This is a genomic window from Actinomadura sp. KC06, assembly GCF_004348735.1.
Lineage (GTDB): Bacteria > Actinomycetota > Actinomycetes > Streptosporangiales > Streptosporangiaceae > Spirillospora.
This window is the reverse complement of record NZ_SMKT01000062.1, coordinates 21189-46193: the sequence shown is the minus strand read 5'-3', so window position 1 is coordinate 46193 and position 25005 is coordinate 21189. Positions and strand designations below refer to the sequence as shown.

General features: G+C 71.5%; 29 protein-coding genes. 13 read left to right on the top strand and 16 right to left on the bottom strand.

What is annotated here, in order from left to right; translation table 11 throughout:
• Positions 1-61: 61 nt before the first annotated feature.
• Positions 62-658 carry a TetR/AcrR family transcriptional regulator gene (locus E1287_RS20895; protein ID WP_131966721.1) on the bottom strand — a complete coding sequence of 199 codons (597 nt, stop codon included), beginning with the start codon at positions 656-658 and terminating at the stop codon, positions 62-64.
• A gap of 162 nt (positions 659-820) precedes the next feature.
• Here E1287_RS20895 and E1287_RS20890 point away from each other — a divergent pair, with 162 nt between their 5' ends.
• The gene (locus E1287_RS20890; protein WP_207934344.1) at positions 821-985 is read left to right on the top strand and encodes a hypothetical protein; all 165 of its coding nucleotides are present in this window, start codon (positions 821-823) and stop codon (positions 983-985) included.
• A gap of 101 nt (positions 986-1086) precedes the next feature.
• On the opposite strand, the gene E1287_RS20885 is transcribed toward E1287_RS20890, so the two are convergent.
• Both E1287_RS20885 and E1287_RS20880 read right to left on the bottom strand, forming a co-directional pair.
• Positions 1087-1440 carry a VOC family protein gene (locus E1287_RS20885; protein ID WP_131966720.1) on the bottom strand — a complete coding sequence of 118 codons (354 nt, stop codon included), beginning with the start codon at positions 1438-1440 and terminating at the stop codon, positions 1087-1089.
• A 16-nt stretch (positions 1441-1456) separates the two neighbouring features.
• The gene (locus tag E1287_RS20880) at positions 1457-1969 is read right to left on the bottom strand and encodes an SRPBCC domain-containing protein (RefSeq protein ID WP_131966719.1); all 513 of its coding nucleotides are present in this window, start codon (positions 1967-1969) and stop codon (positions 1457-1459) included.
• 59 nt (positions 1970-2028) lie between these two features.
• Here E1287_RS20880 and E1287_RS20875 point away from each other — a divergent pair, with 59 nt between their 5' ends.
• On the top strand, positions 2029-2505 hold the full coding sequence (locus tag E1287_RS20875) for a helix-turn-helix domain-containing protein (RefSeq protein WP_207934343.1): 477 nt from the start codon (positions 2029-2031) through the stop codon (positions 2503-2505).
• Positions 2506-2517: 12 nt separating this feature from the next.
• Here E1287_RS20875 and E1287_RS20870 read toward each other — a convergent pair whose 3' ends face one another.
• The 13 genes from E1287_RS20870 to E1287_RS43860 all read right to left on the bottom strand — a co-directional run bounded on the left by E1287_RS20870 (position 2518) and on the right by E1287_RS43860 (position 13873).
• Positions 2518-3654 (bottom strand): nitronate monooxygenase, encoded by a 1137-nt coding sequence (locus E1287_RS20870; protein WP_131966717.1) that lies wholly within the window; start codon positions 3652-3654, stop codon positions 2518-2520.
• A gap of 33 nt (positions 3655-3687) precedes the next feature.
• The gene (locus E1287_RS20865) at positions 3688-4083 is read right to left on the bottom strand and encodes an OB-fold domain-containing protein (RefSeq protein ID WP_131966716.1); all 396 of its coding nucleotides are present in this window, start codon (positions 4081-4083) and stop codon (positions 3688-3690) included.
• Positions 4084-4085: 2 nt separating this feature from the next.
• Positions 4086-5246, bottom strand: a complete 1161-nt coding sequence (locus E1287_RS20860; protein WP_131966715.1) for a thiolase family protein — start codon at positions 5244-5246, stop codon at positions 4086-4088.
• Positions 5247-5402: 156 nt separating this feature from the next.
• A complete protein-coding gene (gene ehuA, locus E1287_RS20855; RefSeq protein ID WP_131966714.1) occupies positions 5403-6311 on the bottom strand; it encodes an ectoine/hydroxyectoine ABC transporter ATP-binding protein EhuA in 909 nt (302 codons plus the stop codon).
• On the bottom strand, positions 6298-6951 hold the full coding sequence (ehuD, locus tag E1287_RS20850; RefSeq protein ID WP_207934342.1) for an ectoine/hydroxyectoine ABC transporter permease subunit EhuD: 654 nt from the start codon (positions 6949-6951) through the stop codon (positions 6298-6300). The genes ehuA and ehuD overlap by 14 nt, the downstream gene beginning before the upstream one ends.
• Positions 6951-7667: an ectoine/hydroxyectoine ABC transporter permease subunit EhuC gene (ehuC, locus tag E1287_RS20845; RefSeq protein WP_131966712.1), complete on the bottom strand. Its 717-nt coding sequence runs from the start codon at positions 7665-7667 to the stop codon at positions 6951-6953. Before ehuC ends, ehuD begins: the two co-directional genes overlap by 1 nt.
• Before the next feature lie 3 nt (positions 7668-7670).
• The gene (gene ehuB / locus E1287_RS20840) at positions 7671-8564 is read right to left on the bottom strand and encodes an ectoine/hydroxyectoine ABC transporter substrate-binding protein EhuB (RefSeq protein WP_131966711.1); all 894 of its coding nucleotides are present in this window, start codon (positions 8562-8564) and stop codon (positions 7671-7673) included.
• Between the two features lie 106 nt (positions 8565-8670).
• On the bottom strand, positions 8671-9579 hold the full coding sequence (gene thpD / locus E1287_RS20835) for an ectoine hydroxylase (protein ID WP_131966710.1): 909 nt from the start codon (positions 9577-9579) through the stop codon (positions 8671-8673).
• On the bottom strand, positions 9576-9971 hold the full coding sequence (locus E1287_RS20830) for an ectoine synthase (protein WP_131966709.1): 396 nt from the start codon (positions 9969-9971) through the stop codon (positions 9576-9578). The genes thpD and E1287_RS20830 overlap by 4 nt, the downstream gene beginning before the upstream one ends.
• 121 nt (positions 9972-10092) lie before the next feature.
• Positions 10093-11355, bottom strand: a complete 1263-nt coding sequence (gene ectB, locus E1287_RS20825; protein WP_131966708.1) for a diaminobutyrate--2-oxoglutarate transaminase — start codon at positions 11353-11355, stop codon at positions 10093-10095.
• A 51-nt stretch (positions 11356-11406) separates the two neighbouring features.
• Complete coding sequence (gene ectA / locus E1287_RS20820; RefSeq protein ID WP_131966707.1) at positions 11407-11955, bottom strand: diaminobutyrate acetyltransferase; 549 nt, start codon at positions 11953-11955, stop codon at positions 11407-11409.
• 615 nt (positions 11956-12570) lie between these two features.
• Positions 12571-13539 carry a prolyl aminopeptidase gene (pip, locus tag E1287_RS20815; protein WP_131966706.1) on the bottom strand — a complete coding sequence of 323 codons (969 nt, stop codon included), beginning with the start codon at positions 13537-13539 and terminating at the stop codon, positions 12571-12573.
• A gap of 163 nt (positions 13540-13702) precedes the next feature.
• On the bottom strand, positions 13703-13873 hold the full coding sequence (locus tag E1287_RS43860; RefSeq protein WP_165969110.1) for a hypothetical protein: 171 nt from the start codon (positions 13871-13873) through the stop codon (positions 13703-13705).
• 30 nt (positions 13874-13903) lie between these two features.
• Between E1287_RS43860 and E1287_RS20810 the strand changes: the two genes are divergently transcribed.
• From E1287_RS20810 to E1287_RS20760, 11 genes are all read left to right on the top strand, one after another.
• Entirely contained in the window at positions 13904-15541 is a 1638-nt protein-coding gene (locus E1287_RS20810) for a hypothetical protein (RefSeq protein ID WP_131966705.1), read from the top strand.
• A 274-nt stretch (positions 15542-15815) separates the two neighbouring features.
• A complete protein-coding gene (locus E1287_RS20805; RefSeq protein WP_131966704.1) occupies positions 15816-17558 on the top strand; it encodes a CTP synthase in 1743 nt (580 codons plus the stop codon).
• Positions 17555-18184: an NUDIX hydrolase gene (locus E1287_RS20800; RefSeq protein WP_243719263.1), complete on the top strand. Its 630-nt coding sequence runs from the start codon at positions 17555-17557 to the stop codon at positions 18182-18184. The genes E1287_RS20805 and E1287_RS20800 overlap by 4 nt, the downstream gene beginning before the upstream one ends.
• A 164-nt stretch (positions 18185-18348) precedes the next feature.
• Positions 18349-19266, top strand: coding sequence for a site-specific tyrosine recombinase XerD (gene xerD / locus E1287_RS20795; RefSeq protein WP_243719261.1), 918 nt, complete (start codon positions 18349-18351; stop codon positions 19264-19266).
• A 189-nt stretch (positions 19267-19455) separates the two neighbouring features.
• Positions 19456-20322 (top strand): ParA family protein, encoded by an 867-nt coding sequence (locus E1287_RS20790; protein WP_279505948.1) that lies wholly within the window; start codon positions 19456-19458, stop codon positions 20320-20322.
• Positions 20323-20389: 67 nt separating this feature from the next.
• A complete protein-coding gene (locus tag E1287_RS20785) occupies positions 20390-21052 on the top strand; it encodes a hypothetical protein (RefSeq protein ID WP_131966703.1) in 663 nt (220 codons plus the stop codon).
• Between the two features lie 122 nt (positions 21053-21174).
• Positions 21175-22038: a segregation/condensation protein A gene (locus tag E1287_RS20780; RefSeq protein ID WP_131966726.1), complete on the top strand. Its 864-nt coding sequence runs from the start codon at positions 21175-21177 to the stop codon at positions 22036-22038.
• The gene (gene scpB / locus E1287_RS20775; protein WP_131966702.1) at positions 22031-22642 is read left to right on the top strand and encodes an SMC-Scp complex subunit ScpB; all 612 of its coding nucleotides are present in this window, start codon (positions 22031-22033) and stop codon (positions 22640-22642) included. Before E1287_RS20780 ends, scpB begins: the two co-directional genes overlap by 8 nt.
• Positions 22639-23370 carry a pseudouridine synthase gene (locus E1287_RS20770; RefSeq protein ID WP_131966701.1) on the top strand — a complete coding sequence of 244 codons (732 nt, stop codon included), beginning with the start codon at positions 22639-22641 and terminating at the stop codon, positions 23368-23370. Before scpB ends, E1287_RS20770 begins: the two co-directional genes overlap by 4 nt.
• 38 nt (positions 23371-23408) lie before the next feature.
• Positions 23409-23771 (top strand): chorismate mutase, encoded by a 363-nt coding sequence (aroH, locus tag E1287_RS20765; RefSeq protein WP_131966700.1) that lies wholly within the window; start codon positions 23409-23411, stop codon positions 23769-23771.
• A gap of 118 nt (positions 23772-23889) precedes the next feature.
• A complete protein-coding gene (locus E1287_RS20760; RefSeq protein ID WP_243719258.1) occupies positions 23890-25002 on the top strand; it encodes a prephenate dehydrogenase in 1113 nt (370 codons plus the stop codon).
• Positions 25003-25005 lie beyond the last annotated feature (3 nt).

The window sequence follows — 25005 nt, the reverse complement described above, 5'->3', positions numbered from 1 at the left end:
CCCCCTCGGGTCCCGCCCGCGACCAGGGCCACGGCGTCGCTCAGCGGACGCTTCTCGACGGTCATGTCTTCCTCCGAACGTGTGGTGCCAGCACGGTGGTGATCTCGTGTTCGACCCGCTCCGGGAGCACGCCCTGACGGTCGAGCGCCCAGGTCAGCCCGGCTCCGGCGACGGCCGTCTGCACTGATCCGGCCAGCGTCGCGGTGTCCGTCCCTTCCCGCAGCTCACCGTCGGACACGGCCTCTTCGAGCAGCAGCTCGATCGCCCGGCGCTGGGCCTGATGCATGGCCAGGGCGTGCTCGTAGAACTCCGGATCGGTGAGGTCCATGCAGAAGAAGGCCAGGTGGTTGGCGTAGGTCTGGGGCGTGGCGACGTCCGACGTCGACTCCCGGGCCAGCGCGAACACCGCGGCCAGGGCCGAATCCCGCCCCTCGCGCGCCCGCTCCCGCAGCACGCCCGCGTCCTGGACGGACCGGGTCGCCAGCGCCAGAAGCAGCCCGCGCTTGGACCCGAACCGCTGGACGAGCGTCCCCGGCACCAGCCCCACCTCGTCGGCCACCGCGGCGAGGGTCAGCTTCGCCGGACCCACCCGTCCGATCACCTCGACCGCCGCCCGCAGGATCACCGCGTCGTCGACCCCTCGCGGCCGTCCCGCCATCCCGCCTCCTCCATTAGTAAATGAACATACATTTATTAAACCACGCCGACGGGACCGGACCGGACGCCGTCCGCCCTGGACGCGGGGCCGCGTGCTCGCCGGGTTCTCGGCCGTGACCGCCGGGACGCTGGTGTTCCATCGGGCTCCCCGCTCACCTCGCGGTTGGACGAGGCGGAGCGGGGCCTGGCCTTCAGCTTCCCCGCGTCCTTCCCGCTGGCCCGGATCGACCAGGTCATGGCCCGTTCGGCGACCATCCGCCACATCCGCGCCCTGCCCGCCACCGGCAGCGACCACCTCCCGGTCGCCGCCCGCATCACCCTGGACTGAGCAAGCGACCACTCGTCCGCCGGGTGGCGGGGAACCCGCATGCCCGGCCGGCGCACGGCTGACGCCGGGCCGGGCATGGGTTCGTTCTCCGACGCCAGGGCCTATGCGTCCTGCTTGAACTGGATGATCTGGAGGTAGTTCCCATCCGGGTCCGCGAACGTTCCGAAGCGTCCGGACGGGCGGTCCGCGACGGGAACGACCCAGTCCACGCCCGCCGCCCGCAACTGCGCCGCGACGGCGTCGAAGTCGTCGACGTGGAAGTTGAGGATCATCCGGCCCGGCTCGTTGTTCTTCGTGTCGACGTCGTCGCGTTGATCGATGACCAGCATGAAGCCGCCGAGATCGATCGGGCCTTCGCCCTCGTGCTCCGGTGCGAGCGCCTTGCGGTACCAGTCGCGCAGTTCCGCGGGCCGGGTGGTGCCGAGAAGGATGCTGCCGGCTTTCGGGGTGATCATCTGGTTCTCCTTGTCGTCATGCTCGGGCGCGCAGCGCGGTGGCGGCGTCCTGGTGAGCGGGGGCGGGGCCGTCCTCCTTGGGGTTGGGCCGGCCCTCCCCGGTGTTGATCAGGTCCCGCAGGCTGCCGCCGATATAGCCGCCCCACGCGTTGATGCACACGTCGTAGCACTCGTACTGCGGAACCAGGCCCACGTGGGTGAAGCGGACCTCGGCGCCGCCGTCCTTCTCGGAGATCTCGAAGACGACCTCGGTGTCCTTCCATTCGGCCTGGTCTTCGATGAAGTCGAAGTAGTTGTCCAGGACGAGCCACGCGACCTTCCGGCCGGGCACGAGCTCCGTCACGCGCATCCTGCAGCGATGGACGTCCTTGAAGTGGTAGTCGAACTCGCCGCCGACCTGGTCGGTGACGCCCTCCACCTCCTGCGACCACCAGCCGCGGACGTCGGTGATGGCCTCGAACGCCTCCTGGGGAGTGCGGTCCACGGCGAAGGTGGTGGTGAAGTTCTGGTCCTGAGCTACTTGCGTCATGCAAGTCACCGTAGCCTGGGTGCTTTCATGACGCAAGCACCCTCGGTAGAATGGGACGCATGCTGGGGAAGACCTACGACTCACAGGTGTGCTCGATCGCCCGCGCCCTGGAGGTGATCGGCGAACGCTGGAGCCTGCTGATCGTCCGCGACGCGCTGTTCGGGGGAGCGACCCGCTACAGCGACTTCCAGCGCCGCCTCGGCGTCGCGTCCAACATCCTCAAGGCCAGGCTCGACGGCTTCGTCGAGGCCGGGATCATGCGGCGGCACAGGTACTCCGAGCAGCCCGAACTGTACGAGTACCTGCTGACCGACAAGGGACGCGCGCTCGCGCCCGCGCTGATGGCGCTCACCGAGTGGGGCGACCGGTGGGCGACGGACGGGGAGCCGCCGATCCTCTACACCCACTCGGTGTGCGGCGCCGGAGTCACCCAGCAGACGGTGTGCGCCCACTGCGGCCGCGTGGACGACCCGACCGAGATCCTGGCCGTGATCGGGCCCGGCATGCCCCCGGAGCGCATACCGGCCAAGGCTTGAGCTTCGGCGCGATCAGTCCGCGGCGGTGATGGCGTTGAGGCGGTCCACGGCGGTGGCGAAGTCGTCCACCATGTCGTAGACGACCTGGCGGGCGGGCTTGACGGTGTTCATCAGGCCGACGCACTGGCCGACGAAGTAGTTGGCGAGGGCGCGGGCGCCCGGGTTGCCTGACTCGGCGACCTTGGCGATCTGTCGCATGGCGCCCTCGGCGACGATCATCTGGAGCGGCATGCCGAGCGGGCCGGGGCTGGACGGGGCCTCCCACTCGTCCGTCCAGGCGGAGCGGAGCTGGCGGGCGGGCTTGCCGGTGCGCGAGCGGGAGCGGACCGTGTCGCGGGACGTGGCCGCGAGCATCTTCTCCTTGACGGCCGGGGACGTCTCGGCCTCCTCGGTGGTGAGCCAGACGGAGCCGCACCACACGCCGGACGCGCCGAGGGCCAGCGCGGCGGCCATCTGGCGTCCGGTCGCGATGCCGCCCGCGGCGAGGACGGGGACCGGCGCGACGGTGTCGACCACCTCCGGGACCAGGACCATCGTGGAGATCTCGCCGGTGTGACCGCCAGCCTCGCCGCCCTGCGCGACGATCAGGTCGGCGCCGGCGGCGACCTGGCGGCGGGCGTGCTCGGACGTCCCGACGAGCGCGGCGACCGGGATCCCGGCGGCCCTGGCCTTCTCCACCATGAGCGGGGGCGGGGTGCCGAGGGCGCTGGCGATGAGGCCGATCGGGTGGGCGAGGGACACGTCGATCAGCTCGGTCGCGCCCTGGTGCGTGACCTGCGTGCCGCCGCGTGCGTTGGAGCGTTTGGCCTGCTCGAAGTCCGGCAGCGGAACGTCGTACTTGGCGAACAGGCCCGCGAGGAACGTCCAGTGCTCGTCGGGGATGGCGGCGAGCATGGCGTCGAGGCCCCCGCCGCCCTCGGCCGACTTGTCGATCCTGCCAGGGACGAGGACGTCCACGCCGTAGGGGCGGCCGCGCACGTGGTCGTCGATCCAGCGCAGCTCCTCTTCGAGCCGGTCGGGGGTGTACGCGACGGCGCCGAGGACGCCGAAGCCGCCCGCGTTGGTGACGGCCGCGACGACGTCCCGGCAGTGGCTGAAGGCGAACAGCGGGAACTCGATGCCGAACCGCGCGCAGACCTCGGTGTTCATGCCCCGACGCTAAACGACCGAACGCTATTCGGTCTAGGGGGCGGCGGGGGCGGCCGGGCGGAACAGGACGTAGGACTCGCCCTCGTCCGGGTGGACGAAGATGGCCCGGAGAGGGAGTCCCTCGCGGAGGTCGTCGCGGTCGGCGCCGTCCAGGCGGGCGTGCAGCCATGGGCCCTCCGCCAGCTCGACCAGCGCGAGGCAGGCGGGCGGCTCACCGGGGCGGTGGACGATCGTCCAGGTCACGAGCGTCGCGTCGCCGCTCGCCTCGGCCCAGCCGGGGTCCTCGTCGCCGCAGCCGGGGCAGGCGGACGCGTCCGGCGCCAGCCAGCGGTCGCAGGACGCGCAGCGCCTGACGACCAGGCGCCCGGCGGCGGCGCCGTCGAAGAACGGGTCGGTCCGGCCGTCGCGCCGGAGAACGCCGATGCGCACGGCTAGGTCCCCTTCGCGTGCGGGCTGACGATCAGCGTGGAGTGGTGGTCGAGGATGCCGCCGTTGCCGCTGACCAGGATCACGTCCGTGGACGGGGCCTGCCGCTCGCCGCCGTCCCCGCGCGCCTGGATCACGGCCTCTGACAGCGGCGTCATGCCCCACATGTAGTAGGCGGAGAGCTGGCCGCCGCCCGTGTTGACCGGCAGCGACCCGCCGGGCCCGAGCGCGCCGGACGCGGCGAACGCGCCGCCCTCGCCCTTGGCGCAGAACCCGTAGTCCTCCAGCGATACGAGGACCGTGTAGGTGTAGCAGTCGTACAGCTCGCAGACATCGACGTCCGAGACCGTGATCCCGGCCATCTTCATCGCCGCCGCGCCGGACGCGGCGGCGCCCGTCGTCAGGCCGAAGTCGCTGCCGCGCTCCCTGCGGTGCCCGGGATGCCCCTGCCCCCACCCCCACAGGTGGACGGGCGGACGCGCCAGATCGCGGGCCCTGTCCGCGCTGGTCACGATGACGGCGATGGCTCCGTTCGACACGAGGCAGCAATCGAGGAGGTGCAGGGGCTCGGACACCCACCGCGAGTTCTGGTGGTCGTCGAGGGTGATCGGGTCGCGCATCTGGGCGAGCGGGTTGCGGGTCGCCCAGTCGCGGGTCGAGACGGCGATCGCGCCGAGCTGCTCGCTGGTGGTGCCGTAGCGCGCCATGTGCCGCTGGGCCGCCAGGGCGTAGTACGAGTTCACGCTGCGCAGGCCCAGCGCGGCCGTCATCCCGCCGAACCCGTACCATTCGCGGGCCTCGCGGTCGTACGCCGAACCGGCCGACTGCTTCGGCTTCAGCGGCGCGTCGGCGAAGACGCAGGCGACGGTGCTCGCCGAGCCGCTCAGCACCGACATCGCCGCGTACGACACCATCGCCCCCGCGGTCGCGCCGAAGGAGTTGACCTGGGAGAGCAGGCGCAGATCGCGGAGCCCGAGGGTCTCGGCCAGCTCGATGCCGGGGGAGCCGCTCATGCCGTGGCTGACGAGCAGGCCGTCCAGGTCGCCGGGCGCGAGGCCCGCGTCGGCGAGGGCGAGCCGCACCGCGTCGGCGGCGAGCCGCCGGGGGCTCCGCCCGTACACCTTGCCGAGCTCGGTCATGCCGAGTCCCACGATCGCAGCGTTCATCGTCCCCCACCGTACCGAACGCCATTCGGCCCGGACGAGCTCGGGGCCGTCCGGCGGAAAGCGTGCCGTCCGGCGAAGAGCGGGCCGAATGGCGAAAGCGGGCCGCCCGCGCCCCCGGGGCGACGGGGACGCGGGCGGCGGGTCCGGAACGGCCCGTCAGGACGCCAGAACGGCCTGCAGGAAGTCCCGGGTGCGCTGCTCGGACGGCTCGCCGAAGATCTGGTCCGGCGGGCCCTCCTCGACGATCTGGCCCCCGTCGAACATGAGGACCCGGTCGGAGATGTCCTTGGCGAAGGTCATCTCGTGGGTGACGCACAGCAGGGTCAGGTCGCTCTGCCGGGCGATGTCGCGCAGCAGGTCCTGGACGCCGACGACGAGCTCCGGGTCCAGGGCCGAGGTGACCTCGTCCAGCAGCAGCACCCGCGGCTGCATCGCGAGCGCCCGCGCGATCGCCACCCGCTGCTGCTGGCCGCCCGACAGCTGCGACGGATGCGAGTTGATCTTGTCGCCGAGCCCGACCAGGTCCAGCAGGTCCCGCGCACGTTCGACCGCTTCGTCCTTGGACACCCCGAGCACCCGCACCGGCCCCTCGGTGAGGTTGCGCAGCACGTTCATGTTCGGGAACAGGTTGAACTGCTGGAACACCATGCCGACCTGCTTGCGCATCTCGTGCAGGTGCTTCTGGTTGGCCGGGACGCGCTTGCCGCCGCGCTCCATGTGCCACAGCGTCTCGTCGCCGATCCAGATGAGGCCCTCGTCGAGCTTCTCCAGCGTCATCAGCAGCCGCAGGATGGTGGTCTTGCCCGACCCGCTCGGCCCGATGAGCGTCACCCGCTCGCCCGGCGCCACGGTGAAGTCGAGCTCGCGCAGCACCACGTTGCGGCCGAACCGCTTGATCACCTTCTCGAAGCGGATGCCAGGCGCCTCGCCGCGCGGCAGCGGCGCGGCGCCCTCGCCCTTGGCCGCGTCGCCCTTCTCCGTGGACACGCCCTCGCCCTTAGGGACGGCGTCGTCGCCGGAGTCCTTGGGCGTCGGAGCTTCGGGTGTCGTGTCAGTTGGTGGCATAACGCCTCTCCAAGCGGCGGACGAGTATCGAGGATATGACGCTGACCACGACGAACAACAGGCCGACCATGGTGATCGGCTCCAGGAACTGCAGGGACTTCGAGCCCACCTGGTAGGCGGAGAAGAGCAGTTCCGCGACGTTGATCGCCAGCAGCATCGGCGAGTCCTTGAACATCGCGATCAGGTAGTTGCCGAGCGTCGGGATCACCCGGCGGATCGCCTGCGGCAGGATCACGTCCAGCCATACCCGCGACCGCGGCAGGTTCAGCGCCGTGCACGCCTCCCACTGCCCCTTCGGGACGTCGGCGATCCCGGCCCGGTACACCTCGGCGGTGTACGTCGAGTAGTGGATCCCGAGCGTGATGATCCCGGCCGTGAGCGACCCGATCGTGATGCCCCACGCGGGCAGGACGAAGAAGACGAAGTACAGCTGCGGGATCAGCGGCGTCGACCGGATGAACTCGGTGATCCACCTGATCGCCTGGTTGAAGACCCGGCTCGGGGTGCGGCGCAGCAGCGTCCACACCAGCCCGAGGAGCAGGGCGATCACATAGCCCGCCAGCGTCGCGATGACGGTGTAGCGCAGCCCGTCGAGCAGGTCGGGGAGGATGTCCCCGGAGTACTGCCAGTCCCAGTCCATCAGCTGCCCACCCCCGCTCCGGGTGCGCCCGCCGCGATCGTGCCGAGGGACGGCTCACTGGGCAGCTTGCGGCCCAGCATGCGGTCCACGCGGCGTTCGGCGTAGCGGACGAACAGCTGCAGCACCTGCGCGATCACGAAGTACAGGACGAGCACCACCGTGAACGCCGCGACGGTCTCGCCGGTGCTGCCCTGGATGTTCTTCGAGACGCGGGTCAGGTCGACCAGCCCGACCAGGGACACGATGGCCGTCCCCTTCATCAGCTCGATGATCAGGTTGCCGAACGGGGGCAGCATCAGCGCGAAGCCCTGCGGCAGCAGCACCCGCCGCATCCGCTGGTACGGCGAGAAGTTCAGCGCCACCGTCGCCTCGAACTGGGCCTTCGGGACGGCGTTGATCGAGCCGCGGACCACCTCCGCGCCGTAGGCGCCGACGTTCAGCCCGAGCGCCAGGACCGCCGCGAACATGGTGGTGAACCGCAGTCCGACCAGGGGCAGCGCGTAGAAGAACCAGTACAGCAGCACCAGCGTCGCGTTGCCGCGGAAGAACTCCACGTACACCCGGTTCAGGACGCGCACCCACGCATGCCGCGAGGTGCCCGCCAGCCCGAAGATCAGGGCGAGCACCAGCGCCACCGCGCCGCCGAAGAGGGTGAGCTGGATGGTGAGCCACGCGCCGTCCAGCCACTGGTTGTAGCTGTCGAGGACGTCAGCCACCGGTCAGCCCTGGCAGAACTTGGCGGCCGTGTCGTCGGCGGCCGGCATCTCCGCCTGGGTGAACCCGAACGGCTGCAGCACCGGCAGCAGCTTGTTCTGCTGCTTGAGCTTGTCGAGCTCGCCGTTCCAGGCGTTCAGCAGGTCCGAGTCGGCCTTGCGGAACGCGAACGCGCCCGCGCCGAACTGCTCCTTGCCGTCGATGACCGGGACGAACGGGTCGGTCACCTCGAAGCCCTCGCCCTGGTGCTTGGACTGCAGGTCGGCCAGCGAGATGCGGGTCAGCCAGATGCAGTCGATGCGCCCGGCCTTGAGCCCCTCGAAGGCGCTCGGCTGGTCGGCGTAGGTCTTGATGTTGCTCTTCTTGACCCCGGTCTTCTCGGCGTAACCGGCCTCGACGGCACCGGTCATGACGCCGACCCGGACGTTCTTGGCGGCCGGGTCCTTGGCGCCCTTGAGGCCCTTCGGGTTGCCCTCCGGCACCATGAAGGCGCTCTTGGCGACGTACTCGGGGTTCGCGAACGCCGCCGAGGCGCAGCGCTCGGGCGTGATGAACATGCCGGCGGCGATCGCGTCGAACCGCTTGGCGTTCAGGCCGCCGATCAGGCCGCCGAAGTCGACCTGGACGCCCTTGACCTCGTCGATCCCGAGCTGCTTGAAGATGACGCGGGCGAGCTCGGGCGCCTCGCCGGTCAGCTTCCCCGATTTGTCGGTGTAGCCGTAGGGCGCCTCGTTGGCGAAGCCGACGGTGATCGTCCCGGCGTCCTTGGCCTTCTGCAGCGTGCCCCCGCCCGCCTTCTCCTCTTCCGGATCCGTCGTGGAGCAGCCCGCCGCGGCCAGCGGAACCGCGGCGGACAGCAGCACGGCGGTGCGCAGGAAGTCGCGTCTCGAGGAAGTCATCATCGAACTCCTGGATGTGTGAACCCCGCGCCCGCGGGGGGACCGGACGGTCCCCCCGCGGGCGCGGGCCTGACGTGTGTGTCGGGTTATCGAATTGTTGTGTCCTTCAGCCGCCCACGGGTGTGAAGTCGCGGGCGCCGATGAACTCCGGACGCGGTGCGGGGGCGGAGAACGGCTCGACGCACGTGTTCTCGACGCTGTTGAACACGATGAACACGTTGGAGCGGGGGAACGGGGTGATGTTCCCATTGGAGCCGTGCATGCAGTTGCAGTCGAACATGGTGGCAGAGCCCGCGGGCCCTGTGAACAGCTCGATCCCGTGCTTGTCGGCCAGGATCGACAGGCTCGCCGCATCGGGCGTCCCGATCTCCTGCCCGCGCAGGGACTCCTTGTAGTGGTCGTCCGGGGTCTCCCCGACACAGGCCACGAAGGTCTTGTGCGAGCCAGGCATGATCATTAGCCCGCCATTGTGCACGAAATTCTCGGTGAGCGCGATGGATATGCTCACCGCGCGCATCCGGGGCATGCCGTCCTCCGCGTGCCAGGTCTCGAAATCCGAGTGCCAATAGAAGTCCTTGCCAGTGAATCCTGGCTTGTAGTTGACCCGGCTCTGGTGGACGTAAACCTCCGAGCCGAGAATCTGCCTGGCCCGGCCCACCACGCGGGGGTCGCGGACGAGCCCGGCGAACACCTCGCTGATCTTGTGCACCTCGAAGATGGAGCGGACCTCGTCCGAGCCGCGCTCGGTGACCGTCCGCTCGTCGGCGAGGACCTGCGGGTCGGCCGAAAGCCTGCGCAGCTCGGCGCGGTAGTCCTCGACCTCCTCGGGCGCGAGCAACTGGTCGACGTCGAGGAAGCCGTTCGCCTCGTAGGAGTCGAGCGTGGCGGCGTCGATCGGACCGTCCCCGGGTTCGCCGTAGACGACCTGGTCCTGCCGGTACAGCAGGGCCGCCTCGGCGCACTTGCGGGTGGGGTAGGCGTCGTCGATCGTCGGATGGGACTCGATGATGCTCATGCGTCCTCCTCGGTCAGCAGCGGATACACCCCGTTCTCGTCATGGACCTCCCGCCCGGTGCAGGGCGGGTTGAACACGCAGACGGTCCGCACGTCCGTGTGAGCGCGCAGAGTGTGATGCTCGTGGCCGTCGAGCAGGTACATCACGCCCGGCTCGATCTTGTGCTTCTCGCCGGTCTCGTCGTTGGTCAGCTCCCCCTGGCCCTCGATGCAGTAGACGGCCTCGATGTGGTTCGCGTACCACATCTTGGTCTCGGTGCCCGCGTACAGGATCGTCTCGTGCAGCGAGAAGCCGACGCCCTCCTTGGCGAGCACGAACCGGCGGCTGCACCACGTCGGCGCCTGCACGTCGCGCTCGGTGCCGACGATCTCGTCAAGGGAACGAACGATCATGAAACTCCTCTTTTCAGGTGTGCCCGGGGCCGGGCCCGCGCGGGGCCCGGGGCGCCTCGGGCGGCGTGGACGGCGTGAACGGCTGGACTGGCTGAAAGGGTGGTCGGCCTCGGCCGCAGGGTCAGACGGCGACCTTCTGGCGGACGGCCTCCAGCGAGTCCGCGATGATCTCCAGGCCCCGGTCCAGCTCGGCCTCGGTCGTGGTGAGCGGCGGCAGCAGCTTCACCACCTCGCCCTCGGGGCCCGAGGTCTCCATCAGCAGCCCGCGCCCGAACGCCTCGGCGCACACCTTCGGCGCCATCTCGGCGTCGTTCATCACCAGGCCCCACGCGAGGCCGCGGCCGCGGACGGAGTCGACGGCGCCGGCGTGCGCGAGCGCGATCGACTCCAGCGCCGCCTGGACCTGCTGGCCCTTGGCGACCGTCTCCTTCTCCAGGCCGTCGCCGGTCCAGTAGTCCTCCAGCGCGGCGACGGCGGTGACGAACGCGGGGTTGAAGCCGCGGAAGGTGCCGTTGTGCTCGCCCGGGTCCCACACGTCCAGCTCCCGCTTCATCAGCGTGATGGCGAGCGGCAGGCCGTAGCCGCTGAGGGATTTGGACAGGCAGACGATGTCCGGGACGATCCCCGCCTCCTCGAAGCTGAAGAACGGCCCGGTGCGGCCGCAGCCCATCTGCACGTCGTCCACGATGAGGAGGATGTCGTGCCGGCGGCACAGGTCCTGCAGGCCGCGCAGCCACTCGGCGGTCGCGACGTTGATGCCGCCCTCGCCCTGCACGGTCTCCACGATCACGGCGGCGGGCTTGTCCAGGCCGCTGCCGCTGTCGTCGAGCATCGTCTCGAAGAGCAGGAAGTCGGGCGTCCGGCCGTCGAGGTAGTTGTCGTACGGCATCGCGACGCCGTGGCCGAGCGGCACGCCGGCGCCGGTGCGCTTCATCGAATTGCCCGTGACGGCGAGTGCGCCGAGCGTCATCCCGTGAAAGGCATTGGTGAAGCTGACGACGGTCTCGCGGCCGGTGTACTTGCGCGCGAGTTTCAGCGCGGCCTCGACCGAGTTGTTGCCCGCCGGGCCGGGGAACTGCACCTTGTAGTCGAGGCCCCGGGGCCGGAGCACGTACTCGTTGAATCGTTCCAGGAAGTCGCGCTTGGCCGCCGTGTACATGTCGAGACTGTGCACGACGGCGTCCTCGGCGAGATAGTCGAGGAGCCGGCGTTTCAGCTGCGGGTTGTTGTGCCCGTAGTTGAGCGTTCCCGCCCCGGCGAAGAAATCGAGGTAGGTTTTGCCGTTCTCATCGGTCATGTGGCTGCCGCGCGCGGTGGTGAACACCGTGGGCCAGCCTCGGCAGTATCCGCGGACTTCCGATTCCAAGCGGGCGAAGACGTCCATTTTCTGCCTCCAGGCAGGTCGGTGGGGGAGCGGACGGGGGAGTCGAACAGGTCAGTTCGCGTCGGCGATCGGGCCGATCCTGAAGAGCACCTCGGGCTCGTGTCCCCCCTCGGGGAAGTGCTCCGCGCCGAACAGCGGGCTGCGGGCGACCTCGCACCCGCGACCTCGCGCGAACGCTTCGAACATCGCGGTGGAAGCGGTGTTGTCCGGCGTGACCGTCGCCTCCATGTACCGGTGGCCGCGCGGGGCCAGGCGGTCGGCGAGGCGGTCCAGCATGCGGTGGGCGAGGCCCTGGCCGCGGTGGTCGCGGCCCACGGCGACCTGCCACACGAAGAACGTGTCGGGCCGGGCCGGGCGGACGTATCCGGTGACGAATCCGCAGGGGACGCCTGCGTCGCGGGCCACCACGGAAGTGTCCGCGAAATCGCGGCACCAAAGCGTGTAGCTGTAAGGCGAGTTGACGTCCAGGACCCGTGTTTCGCGGGCGAGCCGCCAAAGCTCCGGACCGTCGGAGAGGCTGGGCTCCTGGAGTTGCACGTCCGCGTTCGTCTCGCTTGCGCCGGGGCGCCGGGTCGGTGTTTCCAGGGGTTGCGCTGCCATGTCCAGGCAACTTAGCGAATCTCGGGCCGTGATCGCAGAGGAATGTTATCAGCGAGATGTTTAGCGGAGTACCGCACTGGGTAGGGTTAATCGCTTTGCCGAATTCGGTGCAATTCTGCGGGGGCCCGCGCGAGCGATTGTCCGCTTTTCCCCGTGATACGCAGGCGCTACTGCCGACTTCGGCGGCGGCGCAGCCGGGACGCTTCCTGAACGCCACCTTAATGTTCCGTCGTGAAGCGGCGAGGCGTTTTGTGTATCGGTTGTGTGAGGTAAGTCACTCAGATTTCATGTCAACGCGTCCGGTGCGGCGGGCGTCACGTCGCATCGGGCGAGGTCGTCCGGTCGCGGGCGTGCTGGGACGGGTGTGGGTCAAGACGTAGACGCGGGCCCTGTGAGGTCGGGACCGCTGACCATCAAGGGGCATGTTTACCTGCCCGACGGTAAGACGTGGGTAGCTCAAAGGTAAGAATTACGGCATTTCGGTCCGCTGTTAAGGCGGCCGGGCCGGGGAGCGGCCGCGTACCCCGGCCCGCGGTTACGGACCTACCGCAACGGGTGTTCCGGCATGTTCGCTTTAAGGTTCTCGCCGCGCGGGAGCCCGCCCGGCCGATCCGGTCAGGGTTTGCCGGCGAATCGGTCGGTCGCCTCGATCAGCCGGTGCAGGATGCCCGGCTCGCTGTAGGCGTGCCCCGCGTCGTCCACGATGTGGAAGTCCGCCTCGGGCCAGGCGCGGTGCAGGTCCCACGCCGTCGCGACCGGCGTGCACACGTCGTAGCGGCCCTGGACGATCACGGCCGGGATGTGGCGGATCCTGTCCACGTCCCGGATCAGCTGCTCGTCCTCGAAGAAGCCCTCGTTGACGAAGTAGTGGTTCTCGATGCGCGCGAACGCCACCGCGTAGTCCGGCTCGGCGAACCCGCCCGCCAGCTCCGGGTCCGGCCGCAGCGTGATCGTCGAGCCCTCCCAGGTCGCCCACGCCTTGGCCGCGGCGATCCGCACGTCCCGGTCCGGCGACCGCAGCCGCTCCCCGAACGCCGAGATGAGGTCCTCCCGCTCGTCCTCCGGGATCGGCTCGACGTACTTCTCCCACAGGTCGGGGAAGATCAGCGACGCGCCCTCCTGGTAGAACCAGTACAGCTCGAACGGCCGCAGCGTGAAGATGCCGCGCAGCACCAGCTCGGTCACCCGCTCCGGATGCGTCTGCGCGTACGCCAGCGACAGCGCGCTGCCCCAGCTCCCGCCGAACACCAGCCAGCGCTCGATGCCGAGACGCTCGCGGAGCCGCTCCATGTCGGCGACCAGGTTCCAGGTGGTGTTCGCCTCCAGCGACACCTCCGGATCCTTCGCGTTCGGCAGGCTACGTCCGCAGTTGCGCTGGTCGAACAGGACGATCCGGTACGCCTCCGGGTCGAACTGCCGCCGGTGCGCGGCGTTGCAGCCGCCGCCGGGGCCGCCGTGCAGCATCACCGCGGGCTTGCCGTCCGGATTGCCGCAGACCTCCCAGTAGATCTGATTGCCGTCGCCGACGTCGAGCAGCCCGGTCTCGTACGGCTCGATGGGCGGATACAGGGTGCGAAGCTCCATGGAGCGCGATTGTCCCACCCGCCCGCCGGATGTGACCCTTGGCACCGCCGGACGGGCCGTCCGGCCCCCGACCAGGCCTCCTGCGTGCGGGAACGCCGCGCGGCGACCGAGAAAGTAAACCCCAAACTGGGCAAACGTTCCGCTGGTCGGGGCTAGAGTGCCTTCAGTGAGCGAAGCGATGAAGGCTCAGGGCCGGTAGCGGAGCGAACGAGATGTGCACACCCACCCCCGCGAACGCGGCCGAGCGCCGCCGGGCGAGGAGACACGTGAGCGAGATGACGAGCCGTCGGGCGAAGAACGCGGGCACCACGATGAGCAGAGCCATGCCGTCCATGTGGCTCCGAGCCGCGAGGCGGGGAGAGCAGTGAGCGAGCTGAACGGATCGGGCGGCGCCCGCGGCGTCCCGGACGCGGCGTCCCCCTGGCCCGCGATGGGACGCGACCCGGGCCGCGCGCCCGAGGCCCCGGTGCCGGCCGCCCAGCAGCCGATCCAGATGTCCAAGCCCCAGCAGCCCGGCCGCCCCGGCGGACCGCGCGAGGGCGCGCGTCCCGACGTCGAGCAGCCCGAGGCGCAGCCGTGGGACATCGTCGAGCGGCTCCGCCAGATGGCCGACCTCATCGGCGACGCGCTCGCCGCCGGCGAGCGCAAGGTCAACGAGGCGCAGAGCGAGATCGCCCAGCAGGTCGCGGCCCTCACGGCCGAGAAGGAGTCCGCGCAGCGGGACGCGGCCGCCGCCTGGGGTGAGGTCCAGCGTGCCCGCGGCCAGGCCGAGCAGGCCGAGCGCCGCGCCGTCGAGGCCCAGAACGAGACGGCCCAGCAGATCTCCGCCGTCTCGGCCGAGAAGGAGTCCGCGCAGCGGGACGCCGCGGCCGCCTGGGGCGAGGTGCAGCGCGCTCGCGGCCAGGCCGAGCAGGCCGAGCGCCGCGCCGTCGAGGCCCAGAACGAGGCCGTCGCGCAGATCGCCGCGCTGCAGGGCGAGAAGGAGAACGCCCAGCGGGACGCGGCCGCCGCCTGGAACCAGGCCCAGCAGGGACGCGCCCAGGCCGACCAGGCCCGCGCCCAGGCCGACCAGGCGCGCGCGCAGCTGGAGCAGGTGCAGGCCCAGGTCGAGCAGGCCGAGCGCCGGGTCGCCGAGGCCGAGGCGACCGTCCGGCAGGCCATCCAGCAGCGCGACGCGATGAGCGAGGCCCGCGACGACGCGCTCCGCGCCGTCGAGGACGCCGTCACCGGGCGCCGCTCCGCCGAGGCCGAGCGCGACCGCGTCGCCGAGCAGGCCGCGGAGCTGTCCCGCGGGCTGGAGGCCGCGCACGCCGAGCTGTCCGCGCTGCGCGCGAAGCTCACCGACGCCGAGATGACCGCGCAGAACCTGCAGCACGCCGTCGTCGGTGCCGGCAAGGAGGCCGACGAGTCCCGCCGCCGCGCGGAGGTCGCCGAGCGCCGCGCCCAGGAGAACGAGCGCCGCGCCCAGGACGCCGACCGCCGGGCGCAGGACGCCGACCGCCGCGCCCAGGAGGCGATGGGACGGGCCGAGGCCGCCGAGGGCGAGCGCCAGCAGGCCCTCGACACCGCCGCGCAGTCCCTGGAGGCCGCCAAGAAGGCCGAACGGGAGCGTGACGGCAACGCCAAGGCCCGGGACGCCGCCGAACGGGCCCGCGAGGCCGCAGTCCAGGCCCAGGCCCGCGCCGAGTCCGAGCTGACCCTGGCCCGCGGGCGGGCCGACCAGGCGGGCAGGGAACGGGACAAGACCGTCGCGGCGATGCGCCAGCTCGCCGCCGAGCGCGACGCCGTCGCCGAGAAGCTCGCCGAGCGCGACCAGTGGGTCGACCAGCTCGCCCAGGCCGTCACCGAGCAGCGCGCCCAGATCGCCGAGCTGTCCCAGGAGCGCGACGCCGCCCGCAACGCCGCCGACCAGGCCCGCTCCCTGATCGACGAGCTCACCCGCCAACTCCGCACCATAATGCCGGCGGGCTCGAACGCCCTGCCCTCCTCCTTCGGCCCCTAAGCCCGCCCACACAGGCCTTCGGTCGCGACGACCGCGGCCACCGCCGTAACCACGCGACGGCCAAAACCGTCGCGATCGCGTCCGAAGGCAGGTTCAAGCGAAGCGAGAACCTGATCGCGCAGCGAGCCGCCAGGCGAGACGAAGCGATGCAGCGATCGCACGCATTACCCGACGATGGAGGCCGCCAAGGCCGAAGGAGGAGGGCAATGCAATAAACTGGTGGCCCGTGGACAGGCAGCTTCGTCCGCCTCGCAACGACCACGGGAGCACCTCTTTGCCATCGGCAGCCACTGGTAGATCACGGCCTACCAAGCATCTGTTCGTCACCGGCGGCGTCGCCTCCAGCCTCGGCAAGGGGCTGACGGCGTCCAGCCTGGGACGGCTTCTCACCCTCCGCGGCCTCCGGGTCACCATGCAGAAGCTCGACCCGTACCTGAACGTCGACCCCGGCACGATGAACCCGTTCCAGCACGGCGAGGTCTTCGTCACCGACGACGGCGCCGAGACCGACCTCGACATCGGGCACTACGAGCGGTTCCTCGACACCGAGCTGCACGGGTCGGCGAACGTCACGACCGGGCAGGTGTACTCCAGCGTCATCGCCAGGGAGCGGCGCGGGGAGTACCTCGGCGACACCGTGCAGGTGATCCCGCACATCACCAACGAGATCAAGGACCGGATCCGGGCGATGGCCGTCGCCCGGGGCGCCGGCGGGCCGTCCGGCCGCAGCGGAACGGCCGACGACGCCCAGGTGGACGTCGTCATCACCGAGGTCGGCGGGACGGTCGGCGACATCGAGTCCCTGCCGTTCCTGGAGTCGGTCCGGCAGATCCGGCACGAGATCGGGCGGGAGAACTGCTTCTTCCTGCACGTGTCGCTGCTGCCCTACATCGGGCCGTCCGGGGAGCTGAAGACCAAGCCGACGCAGCACTCGGTGGCCGCCCTGCGCTCCATCGGCATCCAGCCCGACGCGATCGTGTGCCGGTCCGACCGGCCGATCACCGACGGGCTCAAGCACAAGATCAGCCTGATGTGCGACGTGGACCGGGAGGCCGTGGTCTCGGCGGTCGACGCCGCGAGCATCTACGACATCCCGAAGGTGCTGCACTCCGAGGGCCTGGACGCCTACGTGGTGCGCCGCCTCGACCTGCCGTTCCGGGACGTCGACTGGGGCGCGTGGGACGAGCTGCTGCGCCGCGTCCACAAGCCCGCGCGGGAGGTCACGATCGCGCTGGTCGGCAAGTACATCGACCTGCCCGACGCGTACCTGTCGGTCACCGAGGCGCTGCGGCACGGCGGGTTCGGCAACGACGCCAAGGTCCGCATCCGCTGGGTGAAGAGCGACGACTGCGAGACCCCGGAGGGCGCCAAGCGGGAGCTGGACGGCGTCGACGGCGTGCTCATCCCCGGCGGGTTCGGCGTCCGCGGCATCGAGGGGAAGATCGGCGCGGTGCGGCACTCCCGCGAGAACCGGCTCCCGCTGCTCGGCATCTGCCTCGGGCTGCAGTGCATGGTCATCGAGGCGGCGCGGACGCTCGGCGGGCTCGCCGACGCGGGCAGCGCCGAGTTCGACGCGACCACCGCCGACCCCGTCGTCGCGACGATGGCCGAGCAGGTCGACGTCGTCGCGGGGGAGCGGGACATGGGCGGGACGATGCGGCTCGGCCTGTACCCGGCCGAGCTCGCGGACGGGTCCGTCGTCCGCGAGCTGTACGGGGAGGCGAAGGTGTCCGAGCGGCACCGGCACCGGTACGAGGTCAACAACGCCTACCGCGACCGGCTGGAGAAGGCCGGGCTGCGGTTCTCCGGCCTGTCGCCCGACGGGAGGCTCGTCGAGTACGCCGAGCTGCCGCGCGAGCAGCACCCGTTCTTCGTCGGGACGCAGGCGCACCCGGAGTTCCGGTCCCGTCCGACGCGCCCGCACCCGCTGTTCACCGGCCTCGTGTCGGCCGCGCTCGACTACGCCGAGGCCCGCTCGGGCGGCCACGGCGCCGCCGGCCGGGTGACCGCGCCGTGACGCCGGACGACGTCCGCGACCGGCCCGAACGCTGGACGGTCGTGGAGGAGAACACGGTCTTCCGGGGACGCGTGTTCGGCGTCCGGCAGGACAGGGTCGAGATGCCGCGCGGGGACGGCACCGAGGTCGTCACCCGGGACGTGATCGCGCACGTCGGGTCGGTGGGCGTCCTCGCACTCGACGACGATGACCGGGTGATGCTGCTGCGGCAGTACCGGCATCCGGTGTCGCGGCAGCTGTGGGAGGCGCCCGCCGGGCTGCGGGACGTCGACGGCGAGCCGCTGCGGAAGCTCGCCGAGCGTGAGCTGCTGGAGGAGGCCGGGTACCGCGCCGACCGGTGGGACACCCTGCTCGACGTGTTCACCTCGCCCGGCATGACGGACGAGCGCGTCCGGATCTTCCTGGCCCGCGGCCTCACCGAGGTGCCCGCCGGCGAGATCGACTTCGAGCGCGTCCATGAGGAGGCCGACATGCCGCTGGTGTGGGTGCCGCTGGACGAGGCCGTCCGCAAGGTGCTGGCCGGCGAGGTGCACAACGCGATCGCGTGCATGGGCGTCCTCGCGGCGCACGCGGCCCGCGCGTCCGGGTTCGCCGGACTGCGCCCGGCCGACGCGCCGGAGGACTGAGGTCCCCTTCGACGGCCGGAGGGGGCATGATGGGCGGGTCCCCGGAGCCCACGGCCGGAAGAGGTGCCGCACTGTCCCCGTCGCCGACCCCCCGGAGCGCCACGCGGCCCCCCGCTCCCGACGCCGGTCCCGCGCTCGGCGGGGCCTCCGCGCTCGGCTCCGCCGTGCGCACCTATCTGGGGCACCTGGCCGTCGAGCGGGGCCTGGCCGCCAACACGCTCAGCTCGTACCGCCGCGACCTGCGCCGGTACGCGCAGATCCAGGACGGGCGGGGCCGCGCGGACATCGGCGACATCACCGAGGACGACGTCCGCGCGTACCTGGTGACGCTGCGGGAGGGCGACGACGACCATCCGCCGCTGTCGGCGGGCTCGGCGGCGCGCGCGCTCGTCGCCGTCCGCGGGCTGCACCGCTTCGCGCTGCGCGAGGGCCTCGCCGCCCGCGACCCCGCCGGCGACGTCAAGCCGCCGACGCCGCCGCGCCGCCTGCCCAAGGCCATCTCCCTGGACGAGGTCGAACGCCTCCTCGCCGCCGCCTCCGCGCCCTCCGCACCCGGCGACCCCGGCGCCGCCCGCGGGCTGCGCGACCGGGCGCTGCTGGAGCTGCTGTACGGGTCGGGCGCGCGGATCTCCGAGGCCGTCGGCCTGGACGTCGACGACCTCGACCTGGCGGACGGGTTCGTCCGCGTCGCGGGCAAGGGCGGCAAGGCCCGGATCGTGCCCATCGGCGACTACGCCCGCGAGGCCGTCGACGCCTACCTGGTGCGGGCCCGTCCGGAGCTGGCGGCGGCCGGTCGCGGCGGCCCGGCGCTGTTCCTGAACGCGCGCGGCGGTCGGCTGTCGCGGCAGGGCGCGTGGATGGTGCTGCGCGCCGCCGCCGACCGCGCGCAGCTGTCCGAGGTTTCGCCGCACACGCTGCGGCACTCGTTCGCCACCCATCTGCTGGACGGGGGAGCCGACGTCCGCGTCGTCCAGGAGCTGCTGGGGCACGCATCCGTCACCACGACGCAGGTCTACACGCTGGTGACCGTCCAGCTGCTGCGCGAGGTCTACGCCACCTCCCACCCCCGCGCCCGGACCTGACGCCCACGCGTCCCGGACCTGACAACCCGCCCTCCCGGAGCTGACAAATCGCGACGATCGTCGCGCGTCGGCTTGAGACCGGGGAGGTACGGGCCTAGAGTCCCCGTTCTGGATGGCATTTCCGGGCCGCCGGGGAGGGATCTGGTGACCAGCACTAACGGTGCGGAAGGAGTCCTTTCCTCCGCCACCATCGAGACCGATCCGAGCCGGGCCCTCGGGCCCACGCAAAGACCCGTGCCGGTGTTCCCCGAACCGGAACCCCTGGCCGAGCACGGGCCCGCACGCATCGTCGCCGTCTGCAACCAGAAGGGCGGCGTCGGCAAGACCACCACGACGATCAACCTGGGGGCCGCGCTCGCCGAGTTCGGCCGCCGCGTCCTGCTCGTCGACTTCGACCCGCAGGGCGCGCTCTCGGTCGGCCTGGGCAAGGGTGACCCGCGCCAGCTCGAATACACGGTCCACAACATGCTGCTCGAGCGCGACACCGACTGGGAGGACATCGTCATCGAGACCGGCGTCGACGGGATGGAGCTCCTGCCGAGCAACATCGACCTGTCCGGCGCCGAGGTCCAGCTCGTCCACGAGGTCGGCCGCGAGTACATCCTGCAGGGCGCGCTGAAGTCGGCTGTCGAGCACTACGACTACATCCTCATCGACTGCCAGCCGTCGCTCGGCCTGCTCACCATCAACGCGCTGGCCGCCAGCGAGGGCGTGCTGATCCCGTTGGAGTGCGAGTACTTCGCGATGCGCGGCGTGGCGCTGCTGATGGAGACGATCGAGAAGGTGCAGGGCCGGATCAACCCGGGCCTGGTGATCGACGGCGTCCTCGGCACCATGTACGACTCGCGGACCCTGCACACGCGGGAGGTCCTCGGCCGCATCGTCGAGGCGTTCGGCGAGAAGGTCTTCCACACCGTCATCAACCGGACCGTGCGGTTCCCGGACGCGACCGTCGCCGGCGAGCCGATCACGTTCTTCGACCCGAACTCGATGGGCGCGAACGCCTACCGGGGCCTGGCGCGGGAGGTGCTCGCCCGGTGGGCGGAGCTGGAGTGAGCCCGCGCCGCCGCCCCCGACCTGGGCACGGCCGTCCCCCAGGCCGCTCCTGACGAACGGACACGACGTGAGCCAGCCCCCCGGCGGGCCGCCGCCCGCGGCCGTCCCACCGTCGCAGCCGTCCCCGCCGCCGCAGCCTCCGCCGCCGGGGCGGGGCCCGAGGCCGAACGCCGTCGTGGTGATCGCGGCGGTCGCGGTGGTGGTCGTGGTCGTCCTCGTCGTGACGGCCGCCGCCATCCTGATCTTGGCGGACGACGACGACGAGTCGTCCAAGCCCCTCTCCTCAGGGCCGGTCGATCTGCGCGAGCCGCTGACGTTCAAGCTGGTCGCGCAGGAGTCGGAGCCGCCCTGCACCGGCGGCGCCCTCGCACCGCCCGACAAATCCGGCTGCTATGCGTTCGGCCCGGACGCGCTGACGGTGCGCCGGCTCGAAGAGGTCAAGGCCATGCCGCCCGACCCCGCGCAGGGCCGCTCCGGCTGGAGCGTCGCGCTGACGCTGGCGTCCGGGGATGCCACCGGCTTCGCGACCCTGACCGGCAAGGCCGCCCAGGCGTTCCAGAGCCAGCTTCCGGCCGGGAACATGGGCATGCTCGTCGGCGGCACGCTGGTGTCGTCGCCCGCGCAGGTGACGGCGCCCATCAACGGCGGCAAGGTCCAGATCGACGGACCCCCGGAAACGTTCACCCAGACGTACGTGGAAGGCATCGTCCGGCGGCTGATCGGGAAGTAGCCGCGCGGGCCGCGGCGCGCCGTCACCGCTCGTGACCGGACGTGGTGCGAGCACACGCCGCGCATGGGACGATATGGCCGGTGAGCACAGTGCAGGAGACGTCCTCCGCTACGGTGAGCGACGTGGACGAGACGTCGCCCGAACCGGGGCAGGGGGCCGAGGAGGAGCACGGCTTCCACGTCCACCTGGACAACTTCGACGGCCCGTTCGACCTGCTGCTCGGCCTGATCTCCAAGCACAAGCTCGACATCACCGAGGTGTCGCTGCACAAGGTCACCGACGACTTCATCGCGCACATCCACGCGCACGGCAAGGACTGGGACCTCGACCAGGCCAGCCACTTCCTGCTGGTCGCCGCGACCCTCCTCGACCTCAAGGCCGCCCGGCTGCTGCCGTCCGGCGAGGTCGACGACGAGGACGACCTGGCCCTGCTGGAGGCCCGCGACCTGCTGTTCGCGCGGCTCCTGCAGTACCGCGCCTACAAGGAGGTCGCGCAGGTGATCGCGGCGCGGATCGCCGAGGCGTCCCGGCGGTTCCCGCGCATCGTGCCGATGGAGCCGAAGTTCGCGAACGTCCTGCCGGAGGTCCTGCTCGGCCTCGGGCCGGACGAGTTCGCCCGGCTCGCCGCCAAGGCGCTCACGCCGAAGGAGCCGCCGTCGGTCTCCGTCGAGCACATCTACCAGCCGAAGGCCAGCGTCAAGGAGCAGGCCGCGATCGTCGTCGAACGGCTCCGCCGGCTGCGCCGGACGACGTTCCGCGTCCTCGCGTCCGACGCCGAGGGCACCTACGAGGTCGTCGCGCGGTTCCTGGCGCTGCTGGAGCTGTACCGCGACCAGAACGTCGCGTTCGAGCAGGACGAACCGCTCGGCGAGCTGCGCGTCGCGTGGACCGGCGCCGACGAGGGCGACGTCGAGGTCGGCGACGACTACGAGGGCGCCCCCCAGAAGGACGCGAAGGACCAGAAGGACGAGGGAAACGATGACTGAGGACCCCGGCGAGACCCCGCCGGAGCCGCAGGAACCGCAGGAACCGCCGGAGCTCGCGGAACTGCCCGGGCTGCGCGCGTCCATCGAGGCGATCCTGCTGGTGGTGGACGAGCCCGTCACCGAGATGACCCTCGCGCAGCTGCTGGAGCGCCCCCGCGCCGAGGTCGCGGAGACGCTGCGGGAGCTGGCCGCGGAATACACCGAGCAGGGCCGCGGGTTCGATCTCAGGGAGGTCGCCGGCGGCTGGCGGTTCTACACCCGGGACGTGTGCGCTCCCGTCGTGGAGCGGTTCGTCACCGACGGGCAGCAGGCGCGCCTCACGCAGGCCGCGCTGGAGACGCTCGCCGTCGTCGCGTACCGGCAGCCGGTGAGCCGGGCCCGTGTGTCGGCGATCCGGGGCGTCAACAGCGACGGGGTCATGCGGACGCTGACGCTGCGCGGCCTGATCGAGAACGCCGGGCAGGACCCGGAGTCGCAGGCGCACCTGTACCGCACCACCGGGTACTTCCTGGAGCGGCTCGGGCTCCGCGACCTCGACGAGCTCCCCGAGCTCGCCCCTTACCTGCCCGACGACCTGCCTGACGACATAGTTGAGGACACGTGACCGAGAACGAGGGCGTGCGGCTGCAGAAGGTCCTGGCCGAGGCCGGGATCGGCAGCCGCCGCCACTGCGAGGAACTGATCGGCGAGGGCCGCGTCACCGTCGACGGGAAGCGGGTCTTCCGGTTCGGCGAGCGCGTCGACCCGCAGCGCGCCGTCATCCATGTGGACGGCAAGCGCGTCGAGACCCGCGCCGAGATGCGCTACTACGCGATCAACAAGCCGCGGGGCGTGGTGTCCACGATGTCGGACGAGCGGGGCCGCAAGTCCCTCGCCGACTACGTGGAGGTGCCCGAGCGGCTGTTCCACGTCGGACGGCTCGACACCGACACCGAGGGCCTGATCCTGCTCACCAACGACGGGGAGCTGTCGCACCGCCTGACGCATCCGTCCTACGGGGTCGCGAAGACGTACCTGGCCGAGATCCACGGCCCGATCCCGCGCGACCTCGGCAAGCGGCTGCGGGCGGGCGTGACGCTGGACGACGGGCCCGCCAAGGCCGACAAGTTCCGGATCTTCGACCAGGTGGGCAAGCGCGTCCTGGTCGAGATCACCTTGCACGAGGGGCGCAAGCACATCGTCCGGCGGCTGCTGAAGGAGGTCGGGTTCCCCGTCCAGCAGCTGGCGCGCGTAGAGTTCGGGCCGATCAAGCTGGGGCAGCTGAAGCCGGGCGGCATGCGGGCGCTGAGCGTGCACGAGATCGGCGAGCTGTACAAGGCGGTCGGGCTGTAGGGCCGTCACCAGGACGGACGCGAGGAGAGGATCAGGCTGTGGCGGTACGGGCGGTCCGCGGGGCGACGCAGATCGACGCCGACGAGCGGGGGCAGATCCTGGAGGCGACGACGGAGCTCGTCACCGCGGTGATGTCCCGCAACGAGCTGAGCACCGACGACGTGATCAGCGTCATCTTCACGGTGACGCCGGACATCACGGCGGAGTTCCCGGCGCTCGCCGCCCGCAAGCTCGGCTTCCACGAGGTGCCGCTGCTGTGCGCGACGGAGATCGGCGTGCCGGGCGCACTGCCCCGGGTGATCCGGCTGATGGCGCACATCGAGACGGACCGCCCGCGCGCGGACGTCCAGCACGTCTACCTGCGCGGCGCGACCGCGCTCCGCCTGGACATCGCGCAGTAGCGCCCGAGCGGAGCGAGGCATGTGCAGGGCGCAGTAGTCGCTCGGGCGGCGTCTTGGATATTGCGCAGTGGCGTTCTCGCGGCGCGAGGCGCGCGCGGCGCGCAGTAGGGTGACCGGCGTGACTGAGGACGTGGTGCCGCGGCGGATCGTCGTCGTCGGGACGGGGCTGATCGGGACGTCGATCGCCCTGGCCATGAAGGAGCGCGGCGCCGAGGTGCTGCTGACCGACCGGGACGAGGCCGCGCTGCGGCTGGCGGTCGAGCTGGACGCCGGCGAGCCGCTCCCCGAGGGGCCGCTCGACGAGCCCGCCGACCTGGCGGTGCTCGCCGTGCCGCCCGCGGCCGTGGCCGTCACGCTGCTGGACGCGCAGAAGCGCCGCCTCGCCGCCGCGTACACCGATGTGGCGAGCGTGAAGGCGCTGCCGCTGGCACAGGCGGCCGACCTGGGCTGCGACCTGGCGACGTTCGTGGCGGGGCATCCGCTGGCGGGCAGCGAGCGGTCCGGGCCGGGCGCGGCGCGCGCCGACCTGTTCCTCGGCCGTCCGTGGGCGCTGTGCGCGGCTCCGCAGTCGAGGCCGGAGGCGGTGGAGGCCGTCCGGGGCCTGGCGAAGGCGTGCGGCGCGATGCCCGTCGAGGTGGACGCCGCCGAGCACGACCGGGCCGTCGCGCTCGTGTCGCACGGCCCGCACGTGGTGTCGGCCGCGGTCGCCGCCCGGCTCACCGGCGCGGACGACGTGGCGCTCGGCCTGTCCGGGCAGGGCGTCCGGGACGTCACCCGGATCGCGGCGAGCGACCCCCGGCTGTGGATCGGCATCCTGTCGGCGAACTCCCAGCCCGTCGCGGACGTGCTGGAGGCCGTCGCGACCGACCTGGCGGTGGCCGCGTCGCTGCTGCGCGACGGCAGCGAGGAGGCCGCCGCGCACGTGGCCGACCTGCTGCTGCGCGGGAACGCGGGCCGGTCCCGCATCCCCGGCAAGCACGGCGGCGACCAGCCCGCGTACGCGAACGTCCAGGTGGTCATCCCGGACCGTCCGGGCGAGCTCGCGATGATCTTCCAGGCGGCGGGGATCGCGCAGGTCAACATCGAGGACGTGACGATCGAGCACTCGCCTGGCCGCCCGCTGGGCGTGCTGGAGCTGGCGGTGGAGCCGGCGGCGGCCGAGCGGCTGGCGGACGAGCTGCGCGCCCGCGGCTGGTCCGTCCCGTCCCCGGCAGGCGGCGCAGGCGCTTGACCG